14 protein-coding genes are annotated in these 15,502 nt (G+C 70.2%); 10 read left to right on the top strand and 4 right to left on the bottom strand.

Annotated features, from left to right (window positions below; genetic code table 11):
* Positions 1 to 2: 2 nt before the first annotated feature.
* The 4 genes from NX801_RS27665 to NX801_RS27680 are packed head-to-tail and all read left to right on the top strand — an operon-like array spanning position 3 to position 6,547.
* The gene (locus NX801_RS27665) at positions 3 to 668 is read left to right on the top strand and encodes a hypothetical protein (protein ID WP_258790670.1); all 666 of its coding nucleotides are present in this window, start codon (positions 3 to 5) and stop codon (positions 666 to 668) included.
* The gene (locus tag NX801_RS27670) at positions 665 to 1,339 is read left to right on the top strand and encodes a hypothetical protein (protein WP_258790671.1); all 675 of its coding nucleotides are present in this window, start codon (positions 665 to 667) and stop codon (positions 1,337 to 1,339) included. The genes NX801_RS27665 and NX801_RS27670 overlap by 4 nt, the downstream gene beginning before the upstream one ends.
* Positions 1,339 to 6,144, top strand: coding sequence for a putative T7SS-secreted protein (locus NX801_RS27675; protein WP_258790672.1), 4,806 nt, complete (start codon positions 1,339 to 1,341; stop codon positions 6,142 to 6,144). The genes NX801_RS27670 and NX801_RS27675 overlap by 1 nt, the downstream gene beginning before the upstream one ends.
* 4 nt (positions 6,145 to 6,148) lie before the next feature.
* Positions 6,149 to 6,547 carry a DUF7919 family protein gene (locus NX801_RS27680; RefSeq protein ID WP_258790673.1) on the top strand — a complete coding sequence of 133 codons (399 nt, stop codon included), beginning with the start codon at positions 6,149 to 6,151 and terminating at the stop codon, positions 6,545 to 6,547.
* Positions 6,548 to 6,956: 409 nt separating this feature from the next.
* On the opposite strand, the gene NX801_RS27685 is transcribed toward NX801_RS27680, so the two are convergent.
* A complete protein-coding gene (locus NX801_RS27685; RefSeq protein WP_258790674.1) occupies positions 6,957 to 7,646 on the bottom strand; it encodes a hypothetical protein in 690 nt (229 codons plus the stop codon).
* Between the two features lie 304 nt (positions 7,647 to 7,950).
* Here NX801_RS27685 and NX801_RS27690 point away from each other — a divergent pair, with 304 nt between their 5' ends.
* The 5 genes from NX801_RS27690 to NX801_RS27710 all read left to right on the top strand — a co-directional run bounded on the left by NX801_RS27690 (position 7,951) and on the right by NX801_RS27710 (position 13,418).
* Positions 7,951 to 9,144: a low temperature requirement protein A gene (locus NX801_RS27690; RefSeq protein ID WP_258790675.1), complete on the top strand. Its 1,194-nt coding sequence runs from the start codon at positions 7,951 to 7,953 to the stop codon at positions 9,142 to 9,144.
* Positions 9,145 to 9,502: 358 nt separating this feature from the next.
* A complete protein-coding gene (locus NX801_RS27695) occupies positions 9,503 to 10,249 on the top strand; it encodes a DUF6227 family protein (RefSeq protein WP_258790695.1) in 747 nt (248 codons plus the stop codon).
* A gap of 847 nt (positions 10,250 to 11,096) precedes the next feature.
* Positions 11,097 to 11,708, top strand: a complete 612-nt coding sequence (locus NX801_RS27700; protein WP_258790676.1) for an ATP-dependent Clp protease proteolytic subunit — start codon at positions 11,097 to 11,099, stop codon at positions 11,706 to 11,708.
* 249 nt (positions 11,709 to 11,957) lie between these two features.
* Positions 11,958 to 12,587 (top strand): ATP-dependent Clp protease proteolytic subunit, encoded by a 630-nt coding sequence (locus tag NX801_RS27705; protein WP_258790677.1) that lies wholly within the window; start codon positions 11,958 to 11,960, stop codon positions 12,585 to 12,587.
* A 54-nt stretch (positions 12,588 to 12,641) separates the two neighbouring features.
* Positions 12,642 to 13,418, top strand: a complete 777-nt coding sequence (locus tag NX801_RS27710; RefSeq protein ID WP_258790678.1) for a thioesterase II family protein — start codon at positions 12,642 to 12,644, stop codon at positions 13,416 to 13,418.
* Positions 13,419 to 13,527: 109 nt separating this feature from the next.
* On the opposite strand, the gene NX801_RS27715 is transcribed toward NX801_RS27710, so the two are convergent.
* The 3 genes from NX801_RS27715 to NX801_RS27725 are packed head-to-tail and all read right to left on the bottom strand — an operon-like array spanning position 13,528 to position 14,797.
* Entirely contained in the window at positions 13,528 to 13,734 is a 207-nt protein-coding gene (locus NX801_RS27715; RefSeq protein ID WP_258790679.1) for a DUF397 domain-containing protein, read from the bottom strand.
* Between the two features lie 13 nt (positions 13,735 to 13,747).
* Complete coding sequence (locus NX801_RS27720) at positions 13,748 to 13,954, bottom strand: DUF397 domain-containing protein (protein WP_258790680.1); 207 nt, start codon at positions 13,952 to 13,954, stop codon at positions 13,748 to 13,750.
* Between the two features lie 12 nt (positions 13,955 to 13,966).
* Positions 13,967 to 14,797, bottom strand: coding sequence for a helix-turn-helix domain-containing protein (locus NX801_RS27725; RefSeq protein ID WP_258790681.1), 831 nt, complete (start codon positions 14,795 to 14,797; stop codon positions 13,967 to 13,969).
* A gap of 357 nt (positions 14,798 to 15,154) precedes the next feature.
* Here NX801_RS27725 and NX801_RS27735 point away from each other — a divergent pair, with 357 nt between their 5' ends.
* On the top strand, positions 15,155 to 15,484 hold the full coding sequence (locus NX801_RS27735; protein WP_258790683.1) for a hypothetical protein: 330 nt from the start codon (positions 15,155 to 15,157) through the stop codon (positions 15,482 to 15,484).
* The last annotated feature ends 18 nt before the right edge of the window (positions 15,485 to 15,502 follow it).

Raw genomic sequence — 15,502 nt, forward strand, 5'->3', positions numbered from 1 at the left:
GCATGTCTGACAACGGGGGCAGGGCGGGGGAACCGCCGCGCACGGTGCCACGCTCACGGCTGGCCGACCTGGCCGACCACGCCGGGGTGACGGAGCGACCACCGGCAGCGGATCCGGCAGCCGCGGCCGGTCCGGCGCCGGAACCCGAACCGGCAGCGGAACCCGCGGCGAATCCGGAACCGGCAGCGGCGGCGGCACCCGGGGATGCGGCGCCCACCACCGTGCCGGCCTCCGACGCCGGGGTGGCCGCGCGCCGCCGGGCGTTCGCGGAGCTGCTGGGCGAGTTCCGGCGTACGGCGGTGCTGGTGCCGCTCGGGGACGGCCCGGGCCCAGACGGCGAACGGGGTGAACGGGGTGAACAGAGCACACGCGGTGAACCGGGCCTGCTGACCGCCGACTTCAACGGCATCCGGTTCATCCTGGCGTTCTCCGACGAGCAGGCGCTGGCCCGCTATGCCCGGGCCCGGGGCGAGCAGGCCAGGGAGTGGACGTACCGGACGGTCCTGGGCGCCCGGCTGCTGGACGTGGCGGTGCCGGCGGCGGGGGTGCCCTGCGGAGTGGCGCTGGACTGCGCGGACGGGCCGGACGGCATGGTCTTCCCGCCGGTGCGCGGGATCGTGCCGGACGCGGCGGCGGTGGACATCGACGACGAGGGGGACGTGGCATGACCGGCGGAGGCGGCAAGGACCTGAAGGCCGACGGCCTGCATCTGATCGCCAAGGGCCTGACCGAGGCGCTGGGCGAGCTGAAGGAACTGGGCATGGTCGGCACGGCCGGCGCCGGCCGGGGCTTCGGCGACCTGGCCCTGTCCGGCCTGGAGCTGGGCCACGAGGGGCTCACCGAGACCTTCTCCTCGTTCTGCGAGCGCTGGGAGTGGGGCGTGCGCTCCCTGGTCAACGAGGGCAATGCCTTCGCGGTGAAGACCGGACTGTCGGCCGGCACGTACTACGAGACCGAGCAGTACGTCGAGGGTTCCCTCAAGGTCGTCGCCAACGCGGCCGTCGGCAACCCGTACGCCTCCGAGGAGGAGGTCACCGGAAAGGGCTGGGGCGACATCGCCACCTCCGGGGCGCTGGGCGGCGCCGACTACAGCCAGGAGTCGTGGGAGAAGGCGATGTCCAACAGCGCCCAGGGGTGGAAGGACGCGGGACGGGACGTGATGACCTCCCACACCGTCGGCCTCGCCCCGGTCCCGGTCCCCGGGCTCAACCCGGAGAACCTGCACTCCGCCCTCGGTGTCTCGGACGCGGAGTACGACCGGATGCTGGACGACACCTTCGGGCCCTCCCCCGAGGCGCGTGCCGAGGCGGCCGAGCGGCAGCAGGGCGGTGCGGGCTGATGGGACTGCTGGGGGATCTCGGGGACGGCATCAAGAGCGGTGTCAACAAGGGCCTGAGCATCGGTGAGGAGCTGATCGACGAGGGCAAGAAGAAGGTCGGTGAGGGGGTCGACTGGGTCACCGACAAGGCCGGTGACAAGCTGGACGATGTCGGGCTGCACGGCGCCGCCGACGCGGTGGAGGACTGGGGCGACGGGGTCGCCTCCGACCTCGGGGCCACCCCCGGCGAGCAGCGGTTGGGCCAGACCGAGCAGGCCGACGAGCTGGTCCACGGCAAGCCGGCCGCCATCCGGGAGTCGGCCGGGCATCTGCGGGACTTCCACACCGCCTTCGGCCATGTCGGGGACGGCATGCGGAAGCTGGACTCCTCCAGCTGGCAGGGCGAGGCCGGTGACACCTTCCGCGCCAAGTTCGCCGTGCACCCGGTCAAGTGGGCGCAGGCGGCCGACGCCTGCGAGAAGGCGGCCGGGGCCCTGGAGGCGTACGCGGACACCGTCACCTGGGCACAGGAGCAGGCCGGGCAGGCCGTCGAGCTGTACCGGAAGGGCAAGCGTGCCTCCGAGGACGCCAAGGCCAGGGCGGCCGAGGCCAAGGCCGCCGGGGACGAGGCCGCCGGGGATCCGGCCCGCCGGAGCGAGCCCGTCACCGACCCGGGCGAGGCCGACATGAAGGCGGCCCAGGACAGGCTGACCCGGGCCCGCGAGCAGCGCAACACCGCCGCCTCCACCGCCCAGTCCGCGGTGCGGGCGGCCCTGGCCCACGCCCCGGCCGAGCCCCCGCCGCTGGAGCGGCTGGGCGACAACCTGGCCGACGGCTACCAGGCGTACAACATGGAGCTGACCCATCTCGGGGGCGGCATCCTCAAGGGCGGCGCCGGCCTGGTCAACTTCGCCCGGGGCCTGAACCCCGTGGACCCCTACAACCTGACCCACCCGGCGGAGTGCGCCCAGAACCTCTCCATGACGCTCTCCGGCCTGGTCTCCACCGCCGCCCACCCCGAGCGTGTCGTCACCGCCGCCGTCGACGGCTTCAAGAAGGACCCCTCCGAGTTCCTCGGCCGCCTCGTCCCCGAACTCATCGGCACCAAGGGCGCCGGCCTCGCCCGCGGCGGCCTCCGCCTGGCCGTCAAGGAAGGCACCGAGACCGCCGCCTCCCAGGGCCTGCGCAACGGCCTGAAGACAGGCGCGGAAGAGGCCGCCTCCCCCGGAGCCCGCAACGGCGCACGGCACACGGTGGAGGAGGAAGCGGAGGACGTCTCCCGCCGGCCGGGCGAGAAGGTGTGCGAGAAGGACCCGGTCGATGTGGCGACCGGCCGGATGGTGCTGCCGGCCACCGATCTCTCTCTGCCGGCGAGCCTGCCCCTGGTCGTCAGGCGCCAGTTCGAGTCGTCGTACCGGCTGGGCGGCTGGTTCGGGCTGGCCTGGTCCTCCACGCTGGACCAGCGCCTGGAGATCGACGCGCAGGGCGTCGTCTTCGTCGGTGAGGACGGGCTGACGCTGGCCTATCCGCACCCGGCACCCGGGGTGCCGACGCTGCCCGGCCACGGCCCCCGCTGGCCGCTGGACCGGGTGGACGGCGGCTACACCCTCACCGACCCCGGCTCCGGCGTGGTCCGCCACTTCGGCGAGCGCTCCGGCACCCTGGCGGTCATCGACCAGATCGACGACCGCAACGGCCACTGGATCACCTTCGAGTACGACGCGGACGGCGCGCCCCTCTCCCTCGCCCACAGCGGCGGCTACCACGTCCGCGTCTCGACGGCGGAGGGCCGGGTCACCGCCCTCCATCTGGCCGGTGCGGCGCCGGACGGCGGGGACCAGGAGCTGATCCGCTACGGCCACACCGGCGGCCGGCTCACCGAGGTCGTCAACTCCTCCGGCCGTCCCACCCGCTTCGGCTACGACGACCGGGGCCGCATCACCTCCTGGACCGACTCCAACGACAGCCACTTCACCTACGCCTACGACGACCAGGACCGCTGCGTCCACCAGTCCGGTGCCGCCGGCCATCTGCGGTCGTCCTTCGCCTATGGACCGGCCGATCCGGAGACCGGCGAGCACACCACCACCGTCACGGACTCGCACGGCCACACCACCCGCTACCTGATCAACCGGCGCCGGCAGGTCGTCGCCCGGACGGACGCCCTCGGCGCGACCTCCCGCTACCGGCGCGACTTCCGCAACCGCCTGCTCTCCGAGACCGACGCCCTGGGGCACACCACGGCGCTCCACTACGACGAGACGGGCAACCTCCGGACGGTGACCCGCCCGGACGGCCGCCAGGCCCGGGCGGAGTACGACGACCTCGGTCTGCCGGTCAGGCTGGTCAACCCGGACGGCACGGTCGTCCGCCAGAGTTTCGACGAGCGCGGCAACCGCACCTCGGTCACCGACCCGGCGGGTCGGGTCACCCACCTCGCCTACGACGAGGCCGGCCATCTGACCAGCGTGACCGACCCGCTCGGCCACACCACCCGCATCGTGTCCGACCGGGCCGGGCTGCCGCTGACCGTCACCGACCCCCTGGGGGCGGTGACGCGCTACGACCGGGACGCCTTCGGCCGACCGGTGGCGATCACCGACCCGACCGGTGCCACGACCCGGCTGGAGTGGACGGTCGAGGGCCGGCCGATCCGCCGCTCCAACCCGGACGGCACCACGGAGGCCTGGACCTATGACGGCGAGGGCAACTGCACCACCCACACCGACCCCCTGGGCGGTGTGACCCGGTTCGAGTACACCCACTTCGACCTGCTCACCGCCCGCACCGGCCCGGACGGCGTGCGCCACGAGTTCGGCCACGACACCGAGCTGCGGCTGGCCCGGGTCACCAACCCACAGGGACTGACCTGGAGTTACCGCTACGACGCCACCGGCCGCCTGGCGGACGAGACCGACTTCGACGGCCGCACCCTGAGCTACGGCCACGATGCCGCCGGACGCCTGACCTCCCGCACCGACGCACTGGGCCGGACCATCGCGTTCGAGCGCAACGAGCTGGACCAGATCGTCCGCAAGGACGCCGCCGGGGCGGTGACCACCTACGCCTACGACCTCACCGACCGGCTGGCCCAGGCCACCGGCCCGTACGGCAGCACGCTGACGGTGCTGCGGGACCGGTTCGGCCGGGTGCGCGAGGAGACGGTCGACGGCCGCCGGATGCGGTACTCGTACGACGAACTGGGCCGCCGTACGGGCCGCCGGACGCCGTCCGGGGCGACGACGAGCTGGTCGTACGACGCCGCCGGGCGCCGGGCCGGCATGCTGGCCTCGGGCCGGGCCGTCGACTTCACCTACGACGAGGCGGGCCAGGAGCTGAGCCGCCGCGTCGGCGGGACGCTCACCCTGGAGCACTCCTTCGACACCATGGGCCGCCTGAGCACTCAGGCGGTCACCGGCTCGGACGGCGCCCTCATCCAGCAGCGCGCCTACACCTACCGCGCCGACGGCAATCTGACCGGCGTCGACGACCGGCTCGCCGGCTCCCGGCGCTTCGACCTCGACGCGGCGGGCCGCGTCACCGCGGTCCACGCGGCCGGCTGGACCGAGACCTACGCCTACGACGAGGCCGGCAACCAGACCCGGGCGACCTGGCCGGCCGGTCACCCGGGCCAGGAGGCGGTGGGCGATCGGACGTACACCGGCACCCGCATCACCCGCGCGGGCGATGTCCGCTACGAACACGACGCTCTCGGCCGCATCGTCCTCCGCCAGAAGACCCGGCTCTCCCGCAAGCCGGACACCTGGCGCTACGCGTGGGACGCCGAGGACCGCCTGGTCTCGGCCGTCACCCCGGACGGCAGCCGCTGGCGCTACACCTACGACGCCCTGGGCCGGCGCACCGCCAAGCTCCGCCTGTCGGCCGACGGGCAAACCGTCGTCGAGCAAGTGGTGTTCACCTGGGACGGCACCACCCTGTGCGAGCAGACCACCACCTCACCGGAGCTGCCGCACCCGGTCACCCTCACCTGGGACCACCAGGGCCTGCGCCCCCTCTCCCAGACGGAACGCATCACCGCCGCCGACGCCCCGCAAGAGGAAATCGACTCCCGCTTCTTCGCCATCGTCACCGACCTCGTCGGCACACCCAGCGAACTCATCGACGAGCAGGGCGACATCGCCTGGCGCACCCGAAGCACCCTCTGGGGAACAACCGCCTGGGCGGCCGACAGCACCGCCTACACCCCCCTCCGCTTCCCCGGCCAGTACTACGACCCCGAAACCGGCCTCCACTACAACTACTTCCGCCACTACGACCCCGAAACCGCCCGCTACCTCACCCCCGACCCCCTGGGCCTCGCCCCGGCCCCCAACCCGGCCACGTATGTAACGAATCCCCTAATGTGGCTCGACCCTCATGGCCTGGCGCCGTGCCCCTTGAAACCACAGGACCGCCGGCCGCAGCCCAAATATGGGCTCGGGGAGGGCAATGAATGGGCCCGGAGTATTACCCAGAAAGGAAGGACCGACAACTCTCAGGTAATCTCTGGGCATGGTTTCTACGAATTCGGTGCGGGGGATGCAACCGTGCCGCCCGGAACGTGGTTGAAGTTCTACGTGGAGGACGGGAAACGCCTTAGCGATACGCTCGCCCACGAGATCGAGACAGGCACAAATCACCCGGTAGTCGAGACGTTCGGCCCTGGATCAAAAGTTCCCGACTACACTGTGGGCCCACCAACGGATCTCGCGATCAGCAGCAAGTCCATAACTGTAAACACGAACACGAGACTCAGTGAAATGATGCACGACAGGATGGGACCCGTGCATGTCCTCATATGTCGTGAACACCTGAACCCCCGGTGAGGAAATGACCTATTACCCCGACCTCAGCCCTTACACATACGATCCAACCGACAAAGAGATGTTGAATATCGGTTGGCTGTCACGCGAACACTCCTACCCCACAGGGGCCACACCCGATGGCCTAGTGTACGCACTGATCGAACTGGCGAAAAATAAGACAAACATGCAGCGCGGGATGCATTTTTGTGACCTGTGTCCAGATTTCGAAACTGCCCAGCTGCATACTTTCCGCGGCAAAGTTTTCATTGGCAGCGGTGAGATTCGCTTGACTGATCGACAAGGAGTCACTTTCTCGTCCCCAGCCATGATTGTCCATTACGTAGAAGATCACGCCTATCTGCCGCCGGAGGATTACTGCACTGCGGTTCTCTCGTCCACGAGAGGCACCCCCTCGACAGATTGAGACCTTGACGGCCACCTATCCGCCAGCACGCCACGTAAAGCGTAATGCAAAGGAGGCAGTCATCAAGGACCCATGCACGGCCGAACTCGGTCCACGCTTTCCTCAACAGCAGCGCCCACAGCCCTCCGGTCTGGCCGACACGCACTCTCTACCGATGCAAATCGGGCTGCTACGCCGAATTCGACTGGTCGAGTCCATCGATATGGCCGGTGTTCAGGTGACGCCAATTCTCGCCATACGGGACATTCTCCTTCATCAGGGAACCCGGTGACCGCCTTGGGCAGGCGTTTGCGGAGGCAGGTGCGATTACTCAGAGAGGAGTGAACGGGTAGGTATGCAACGCCCAACGCCCTTCGGTGCACCGAAGGTCAGCCGTGCGATCCCTCAGGCGTTGGCGGTGTACTGCGTGTCAGCTCTGCCAGGACACTGGGGGTGGACCAAATGCACGACGAGCGGCCCTCACAGCTAAAGCGGCGGTAGCAGCGTTGGCGCCCCCACCAATTACGGCGCCGATACCGAACGGCGCCACTCGGCCGAGAACAATAATTCCCTGCTTGGTCCCGTATTTTGTGACGAAGTTCTTTCCCAAGATTTTGTTGATCTGACGCAACGTCTCAGCAGGCACCTTGGCGACAACCTGACGTCCCCAGTGCTGCCCTGTCCGCTCGGCTACCTTACTAATGGTGGTGTAGCCGGTCCCGCCGAGCATGATTCCCATCACGATCGTTCGGCGGCGCTCGATCTCGTCGATGGGGACTCCGTGGACTTCGGCAATCGAGAGCGCGAAAAGGGTGCTCAGCTCAAGGGATGAGAGAGTCTCGCCCGCCGACAGCGCCAGAGCGACTCCCGTGCCGACGCCGGGCGCAGCTGCGGCTCCTCCAACCGCAGCGCCTGTCCCAGTCAAGGCGCTGACATACATCCGCTCCAGGGTTCGGATCACCTGTGCCGGTGTCGCCGCCGCGTTCCGCTGGCGAGCCCGGTCAACGTTCTTGCGCACCACCGGGCTCTGCATGTTGATCGCCTTGTCCAGGAGATCAAGGACTCGCTGCCCACGTACAGCATCTGCCGGAACTGATCCGTCGGAGGCACCTGTTGCCATGCCTTGAACTCCTCGAGTCGTCATGTTTCAGCTGGGCCCTCCATTCGACCAACCGAGCGGACCTTGCGCCAGACGGATCAGGCCACTAATCGCAGAGGGAGCCGCATCGGTGCCGAGCAGGGTGGGGGTGAGGAGCAGGCGGGAGCGGGCGTGCGAGGCGGTGTCCGGGCTCTGGTGGGAAAGACATCCTAGAGGTGGACGAGAAGGCCCTTGCTGACGTGGGAGGCCGGGAAGGGGTGAGCCTGTGGGCAGAGGGGGGGTGTTGACGGGGTGCTGGGGGGCGGGGGGTGGTGTGCTGGGGGGTATGACGTCTTCGGGGTTGTCGGGTGTGCGGCCGTTGGTGTCTCGTCGTCGGGACGAGCGGCATCGGGTGGCCACGCCGTTGGAGCTGTTCTTCGATCTGTGCTTCGTGGTGGCGATCGCCCAGGCGGGGGCGGAGCTGGTGCATGCCGTGGCGGAGGGGCACGCCGGGGCGGGGGTGCTGAGTTATGTGATGGTCTTCTTCGCCATTTGGTGGGCCTGGATGAACTTCTCCTGGTTCGCCTCGGCGTACGACAACGACGACGTGCTGTACCGGGTGATGACGCTGGTGCAGATCGCGGGGGTGCTGGTTCTGGCGGCGGGGGTGTCGCGGGCCTTTGAGCACCATGACTATCTGTTCGTCTGGCTGGGGTATGTGGTCATGCGGCTGGCGCTGGCCGGGCAGTGGCTGCGGGCGGCGAAGAACGCGTCGGGGGCCGAGCGGACGATGGCGCTGCGGTACGCGGCCGGGGTGCTGCTCTGCCAGATCGGCTGGACCGGGCTGGTGGTGACGCCGGAGGGCTGGCGGGCCTGGGTGTTCCTGGTGATGGCGCTGGCCGAGATGGCCGTGCCGGCGGTCGCGGAGCGGGAGCACCCCTCGACCTGGCACCCGCATCACATCAGTGAGCGGTACGGACTGTTCACCATCATCGTGCTGGGCGAGACCATCTCGGCGGCGACCGTGGCGGTGAAGACGGGGGCGGCGGAGCACGACGCGCTGGACGAGGTGCTGCCGATCGCGGTGGGCGGGCTCCTCGTCGTCTTCGTCGCCTGGTGGGTGTACTTCGCGGTTCCCGCGCACAGTCGGCTGCGGTCGAACCGGGAGGGCTTCGTCTGGGGGTACGGGCACTACCTGATCTTCGCCTCGGCGGCGGGCATCGGTGCCGGGGTGGAGGTGGCCGTGGAGCAGACCGTGGGCGAGGCACAGGTGTCGGAGACGGCGGCCACGGCGGCCGTCACCCTGCCCTCGGCGATCTTCCTGCTGATGGTCTGGGCGCTGCACGCGCGGTACTTCAAGCGCGGGATCGCCCAGCAGCTGGTGCTGCCGTGCGCGGCGCTCGGGATGCTGCTGTGCACCTTCGCGGGGCACTGGGGTGTCCTGCTGGCGGGGTTGGTGGGAGCGGTCGCGGTGGGCGCGGGGACAGTGCTGACGGCGCGCGCGGGAGAGCCGGGTACCGCGCGCACGCCGGGGCCCTGACGTCACGCCAGGGGGCGCGGGAACTCGGTCCGCACGCCCTTCGTTTGGTGGAAGCCGGACGCGTTGTCCGCCTCAGGTACTACCTTGAGCAAGCATCGAGTGACACGCGGCGACGGCCTGGAGACTTCTCTTGAACGATGCGAACGCCCCGATCGACCCGCAGGATCAGCACCCGCAGGACGGCCCGTACGGCGAGGACGGCGCCCGGCACCGTACGGCTCGGGACACCAGAGCGCCCGGGGAGCGCTCGGCGCCGGAGTGGGACCGGGCGGGGGAGGGAGAGGACGACGGCGATCCGGGCGGGTGCTCGCCGTTCGAGGCGCCGGACGCCCAGGTCGAACGGCTCCTCGGGCGGGCGCTGAACTCCTTCGACCTGCCGGACTCCCTGGTGGAGCGGCTGGACTCGGCCCTGGCCCACGCCAGTTCGCTGCACTCCTCGCACCACAGTGCCTCGCTGCACCGGTCGACGTACCGGCACACCTATCTGCTGGCCGACGGTTCCTCGGTGACGCTCTGGGAGCTGGTGCACAACCACGGCCGGGACGGGAGCAGTCACCACGAGCTGTACGCGGAGGAGGCCGGGGCCCGGCTCGCGGCCTCCCGGCTGGCCGCCGAGCACGACCCGTCGGGGCCGTTCGAGCCGGCGGGAAGCGCACCCGACTGGGGCCTGGAGACCCCGGACCTGGCCGACCTCGCGGGCTTCACGGACCTGGCCGACCTGGAGCTGCTGCGGTTGTTCCCGGCCGCCGGTACGACGCTGCCGCCGCTCCCCCGCGAGTACCCGCAGGGCGACTCGGCGGACCACGCCCGGCGGGTGCTGCGCCGCGCCGAGAACGCCGACCGGCCGGGCCCGGAGGTGGCGGCCCGGCTGCGGGGTGCCTTCGCGCACGACATCCGCCAGGTCTTCGGCCGCCAGTGCAGTGTGGCCGGCCGCCGGGCCGGGTTCACCCTGTACGAGCACGGGTTCCTGCTGCTGGACGGCGACGAGCTCAGCCTCTGGGAGGTCGAGCACACCGCGACGGCGGACGGCCGGCACATGTGTGAGGTGTACGAGAGCGAGCACACCGCCCGCGCGGCGATGCGGCTCCGCGCCCGGGTGCGCTGACCCACCGGCGGCATCCCGCGCGGAGCCCGGGAGTACGGCCCCGGGAAGACCGGGCCGGACCCGCAGGGAAGGCCGGCCCAGACCCGCAGGGAAGACCGGCCCGGAGCCGCCGGGAAGACCGGGCCGGACCCGCCGGGAAGGCCGGCCCGGACCCGCCGGGGAGGGGGGAGGGCGGAGCCCCGGGCCGGGCCTGTCGGGAGGGCAGGCCGGAGCCGCCGGGGAGAGCCGCCCCGGGGTGGGTGTGACCGGGCGGCCGGGCGGACCCGCGGACCCACGGGCCCGCGCGTCGCTGCTCGATGTGGCCCCCCGCTCTGCCGGGCGCGGGTCCCCCTGCCCTGCCGGATGCGGCCCTCTGCCCCGTTGGCAGGGCCCTGCCGACGGGCCGCCCCCCGGCCCCCGCCCCCGGCCCCGGCCCCGGCCCCGGCCCCCGCGTACGGCAGGACGCTTTCGCGCCTTTGGCTCCGAAAGGAGCGCCCGCTCACGCCGTCCGGACTCCTTGTATGTCATGTTCTCCCCCAGCGAACAATTCCCATTGACGATACTCATGGACGGCCGGTCCCACCACGAGGGCTTATGGAAGTAAGCGATCGAGAATCGGATCCTGCGGAATACCCCCCTCGTGCGCTCTGAGCGAACCGCCCGTCGCACAGCCGTCCGGCCGAGATGATCGTGCTACGGTCCGACAGGTGAAGGCCGGTAAGTACGGCCGCAGTTGCCCCGTTCCCATGGGCGACCGACCGAAAGCAGAGAAGCACTGAGAATGCACGACGGCATCCCTTGCCGGTGCATCCACATGGGGGTTCAAGTGATTCTTCAGAATGACCGCGAGGCAGTGGACACCGAATACATGGCGCCACACATGGACAAGACATCCGCTCCCGCCTGGGGAATGGGTGACCAGGTATTCAGCAGCCTTCTGAACCACCGGATCGTCTATCTCGGGCAGCAGGTCGACGACGAAATAGCCAACCGCGTCACCGCCCAGCTCCTGATGCTCGCCGCGCAGTCCGAAGAGGACATCTACCTGTACATCAACTCGCCCGGCGGCTCCGTGACCGCCGGCATGGCGGTGTACGACACGATGCAGATCGTCAAGAACGACGTCGTCACCATCGCCATGGGTTTCTGCGCCTCGATGGGTCAGTTCTTGCTGACCGCCGGCGCCCCGGGCAAGCGCTTCGCGCTCCCGCACACCAAGATCCTCATGCACCAGCCCTCCGCCGGTTTCTCCGGCTCGGCCACCGACATCCGCATCCATGTGCAGCACCTGCTGAAGACCAAGACGGAGATGGCCGAGCTCATCGCGCAGCACTCCGGCAACGACGTGGAGCGGATCACCGCGGACTCCGACCGCGACTACTGGTTCTCCGCGCAGGAGGCCAAGGAGTACGGCCTGATCGACGACGTCATCACCGCCACTCCGAACATGCCGGGTGGCGGCGGGCTCGCCGCCCGCTGAGACCGCACTGCTCCGGCCCCGCCCCGGCCGCACCCGGGCGCCGCACCCCGCACCGGGGCCCCGCGCCGGCACGGGGACGGGGCCGCTCACGCCCCTACCCCGGGCCCGCCCCGCGCCACCGGCCCCCGGTCACCCAGGGCCCGTCGCAGGCTCGTCCGGGCACACCGCCCCTGGACCTCCGGGCCCGTCGCAAGCCCGGCCCGGCCCGGCCCCACAGTCGCAGCAGCACAGCACAGCACGGAGGCTGTCATGTTTCCGCACCACTCCGCGCCCCAGGCGCGCTACGTCGTCCCCCGCTTCATCGAGCGCACCTCACAGGGAGTGCGGGAGTTCGACCCCTACGCCAAGCTCTTCGAAGAGCGCGTCATCTTTCTCGGCGCGCAGATCGACGACACTTCAGCCAGCGATGTGATGGCCCAACTGCTGTGCCTGGAGTCCGCCGACCCGGACCGGGACATCTCGATCTACATCAACTCGCCCGGCGGCTCGATCACTTCGCTGCTCGCCATCTACGACACGATGCAGTACGTCCAGCCCGACATCCAGACCGTCTGCATCGGACAGGCCACCTCGGCCGCCTCGGTCGTCCTCGCCGCCGGCACCAAGGGCAAGCGGATCGCCCTGCCCAACTCCCGTGTCCTGATGCACGCTCCCGCCGACCCGGGCCGGCAGGGCCAGATCTCCGACCTGGAGATCCAGGCGCGGGAGATCGAGCGGATCCGGGAGCGGATCGAGGAGATCATGGTCCTTCACACCGGTCAGGACAAGGAGCTGATCCGCCGGGATCTCGACCGTGACAAGATCCTCACCGCACAGGGCGCGCTGGACTACGGGATCGTGGACCAGGTCGTCGTCCCGCGAGGCAAGAACGGCTCCTGAACCGCCATGCGCACCGACGGGCGGTACGGGTGGGCCAAAGGAGGCAGGAGAGGTATGGGTACGGGTAGTTGGTTCAGGCGGTTCTCGGCGCCGCCCGAGGGCGGGACGACGCTGCTGTGCTTCCCCCACGCGGGAGGCGCGGCGACCGCCTACTTCCCCTACTCCCGCCTGCTCGGCCCCGGCGCCGGGGTGTACGGCGTCCAGTACCCGGGCCGCCACGACCGGTTCTCCGAGCCCTTGGTGGAGAGCCTCACGGAGCTGGCCGGTCTCGCCGCCGACGCCGTCCGCGCCGAGTTGCCCGGACTCGGCGGACTCGGCGGTCCCTCCGGCAGGCTGGTCCTCTTCGGACACAGCATGGGCGCCCTGGTCGCGTACGAGGTGGCCCGGCGGCTGGAGGCGGCGGACTCCGGTCCCCGGCCGGCCCGGCTGATCGTCTCCGGCAGCCGCGCACCCGACCTGGCCCGCAGCCGGCCACCGGTGCACGGCCTCCCGGACGACGAGCTGCTGGCACACCTGCGGCGGCTGGACGGCACGGCCGAGGAGGTGCTCGCCAACGCCGAGCTGGTCCGGATGGTGCTGCCCGTCGTGCGCGCCGACTACAAGGCCGTGGAGCTGTACCGGGGCCCGGCACCCGGCGAGGGCGGGGCGCTGTCCTGTCCGATCTCCGTTTTCACCGGTACGGAGGACCCACAGGTGGACGCGGCGGGTGCCGCGCGGTGGGCCGAGTTCACCTCCGCACCGCGCGACGTGGAACCGTTCCCGGGCCGTCACTTCTTCATCGACACCAGCCGCGACGCCGTCGCCGCCGCGCTCACCGCCCGGCTCACCTGAGCCACGAAGTCACCGCGCCGCCGCGTCCTCCGTCCCCGTCCCCGTCCCCGGACAGCCGAAAGCCCCGCGGTGCACGGCACCGTGGGGCGGTCCGGAGATCGGGCGGCGATCAGGCGCCGGTGAAGGCGTCCCCCTTGACCGCTGCCAGGAAGGGCGCGAAGGCCCGGATGCGCAGCGAGATGACCGGTCCCGCCGGGACCTTGGAGTCCCGGACCGGAACCACGCCGTGCGTCACGGCCAGATTGGCCGCGAGCTCCACGCAGTCGCCGCCGTTGTTGCTGTAGGAAGACTTCTGCCAGCGCGGAGTTGCAGTCATCCGGGGAGTCCTCTCAGGAGGCGGGGAAGGTGTCGGCCTTGACCCCCGCGAGGAACGACGCGAAGGCGGCGGTGGGGAGAGCGAGAACGGGGCCGGCGGAAACCTTGGAGTCGCGGACCGGGACCACGCCCTGGCTGGCAGCCAGGTTGGCGGCGACCTCGACGCAGTTGCCGCCGTTGTTGCTGTAGGAGGACTTCTGCCAGCGGGGGGCGTTACTCACGGGTCTTCCCTTTCATTGCCTGCTGCTGCTCAGTGCCTGCTTGATCATCGCCACGGAGTCCACCTGCGACAGCACGTGGGTCTGCAGGTGATGGTAGTCGTTCAACAGGGGGACGACGAGGGAGGTTTCGCGGTCCATGTGCCCCTGAGTCTGTGATTCCGCATAAGCCACCAGGGACCGGTCGGCCATCGTCAGCAGATTGACCGGCAGATCGAACGCGCGGTGCTCCCCCATCGAGAACGGCGCGATGTGCAGCGCCGTGTGGGGCCGCGCGGCGAAGTCCAGCAGTGCCTGGAGCTGAGCGCTCATGACCTTGGGACCACCCACCGGGCGGCGAATGCAGCTCTCGTCCATCACCACGATCATGATGGGCGGCTTGGCCCGCACCAGCGCCGCCTGCCGCTCGGCCAGCAGCGTCACTCGCTCCTTGGCCTGCTCAACCGTGATGGCCCCCCGTTGCACGGCGATGTCCGCCAGCGTCTGGGCGTACGGCCCGATCTGCAACAGCCCCGGCACAATTCCGATCTCGTACAGGCGGATCTCCACCGCCCGCCCCTCATAGCCGAGGTACTCCGGGAAGCCCTCCAGCAGCGAGCCCAGGCGGATCTCCCGCCATTTGCGTTCGAACATGTCTCCGGTGCCGAGGGCACTGTCGGCATGACACGCGAAGCGCAAGGTAGAAAGCTTCCGCCCGTTTTCGACGGACGAGACATGGGACGCGGAGTACCCCATCTCGTCGGCCAACTCCCACTGCCGCCAGCCCTTCTCCTCCCGCTTGCTGCGCAGATCCGCGCCGAAGCGGGCCTGAGGAGAGCTGTCCGGGTTCAACTTCTTGTAGTTCATGCGACGACCACCGACCTTCTGTGCACGCCTGACACGTTGAACGGCTCCTCACCGTAGTTCACGCTGTACCCGCTTGGTAGTGGATTCACTACGGAGAGGAGCTGTTATGTGTGGCGAGAACTCGCCATCGGAACAGGCAAGTTCACCTCTCCCCGCCCTTGGCACGCTGCTGGTCGACGTGGTACGGGAACGGGTCGGGGAGTTCCGCGGGGAATGGTGCGGCCAGTGGGCCCTGCGACCCCTCGGAGGTGGGACGGAGTGGACGGCCGACCCGGCCGAGGTACAGGTGGCGAGCCCCGAGCAGCGCATACGAGCAAAGACTGCATATGCGAATGCGCGTTCGCGAGGTGAGGTGCTGTGATCAGGCGTCGAGCGCGCGTGCGAGCGGCGCTGGCGGCCAACCTGGCCGCGTACTGCCAGGAACACGGCATCGATCTGCTGGCCGCGATCTTCGCGGACCCGGACCCGGACCCCGGACCGCCGCCGGGCCGCTGGACGGAGTTACGGCTCCGGGCCGACGACCTGCGCGGCCGGGCCCGGTGGCTGCGGGCGCGGGTGCGGATGTCGGTGCGCTGGTGGTGCACCCCGCCGCGCCGCCGCCGCGAGGTCGAACGGGCGGCCGAGGCCATGGCGGCCCGCCTCTTCCACTCCGCCGAGGCGCGCGAGCCCCGCCGGCCGCCCGGATGACCCCCGTGCCCCCCGGAT

The sequence above is a fragment of the Streptomyces pyxinae genome (genome assembly GCF_024756275.1).
Classification (GTDB): domain Bacteria; phylum Actinomycetota; class Actinomycetes; order Streptomycetales; family Streptomycetaceae; genus Streptomyces; species Streptomyces pyxinae.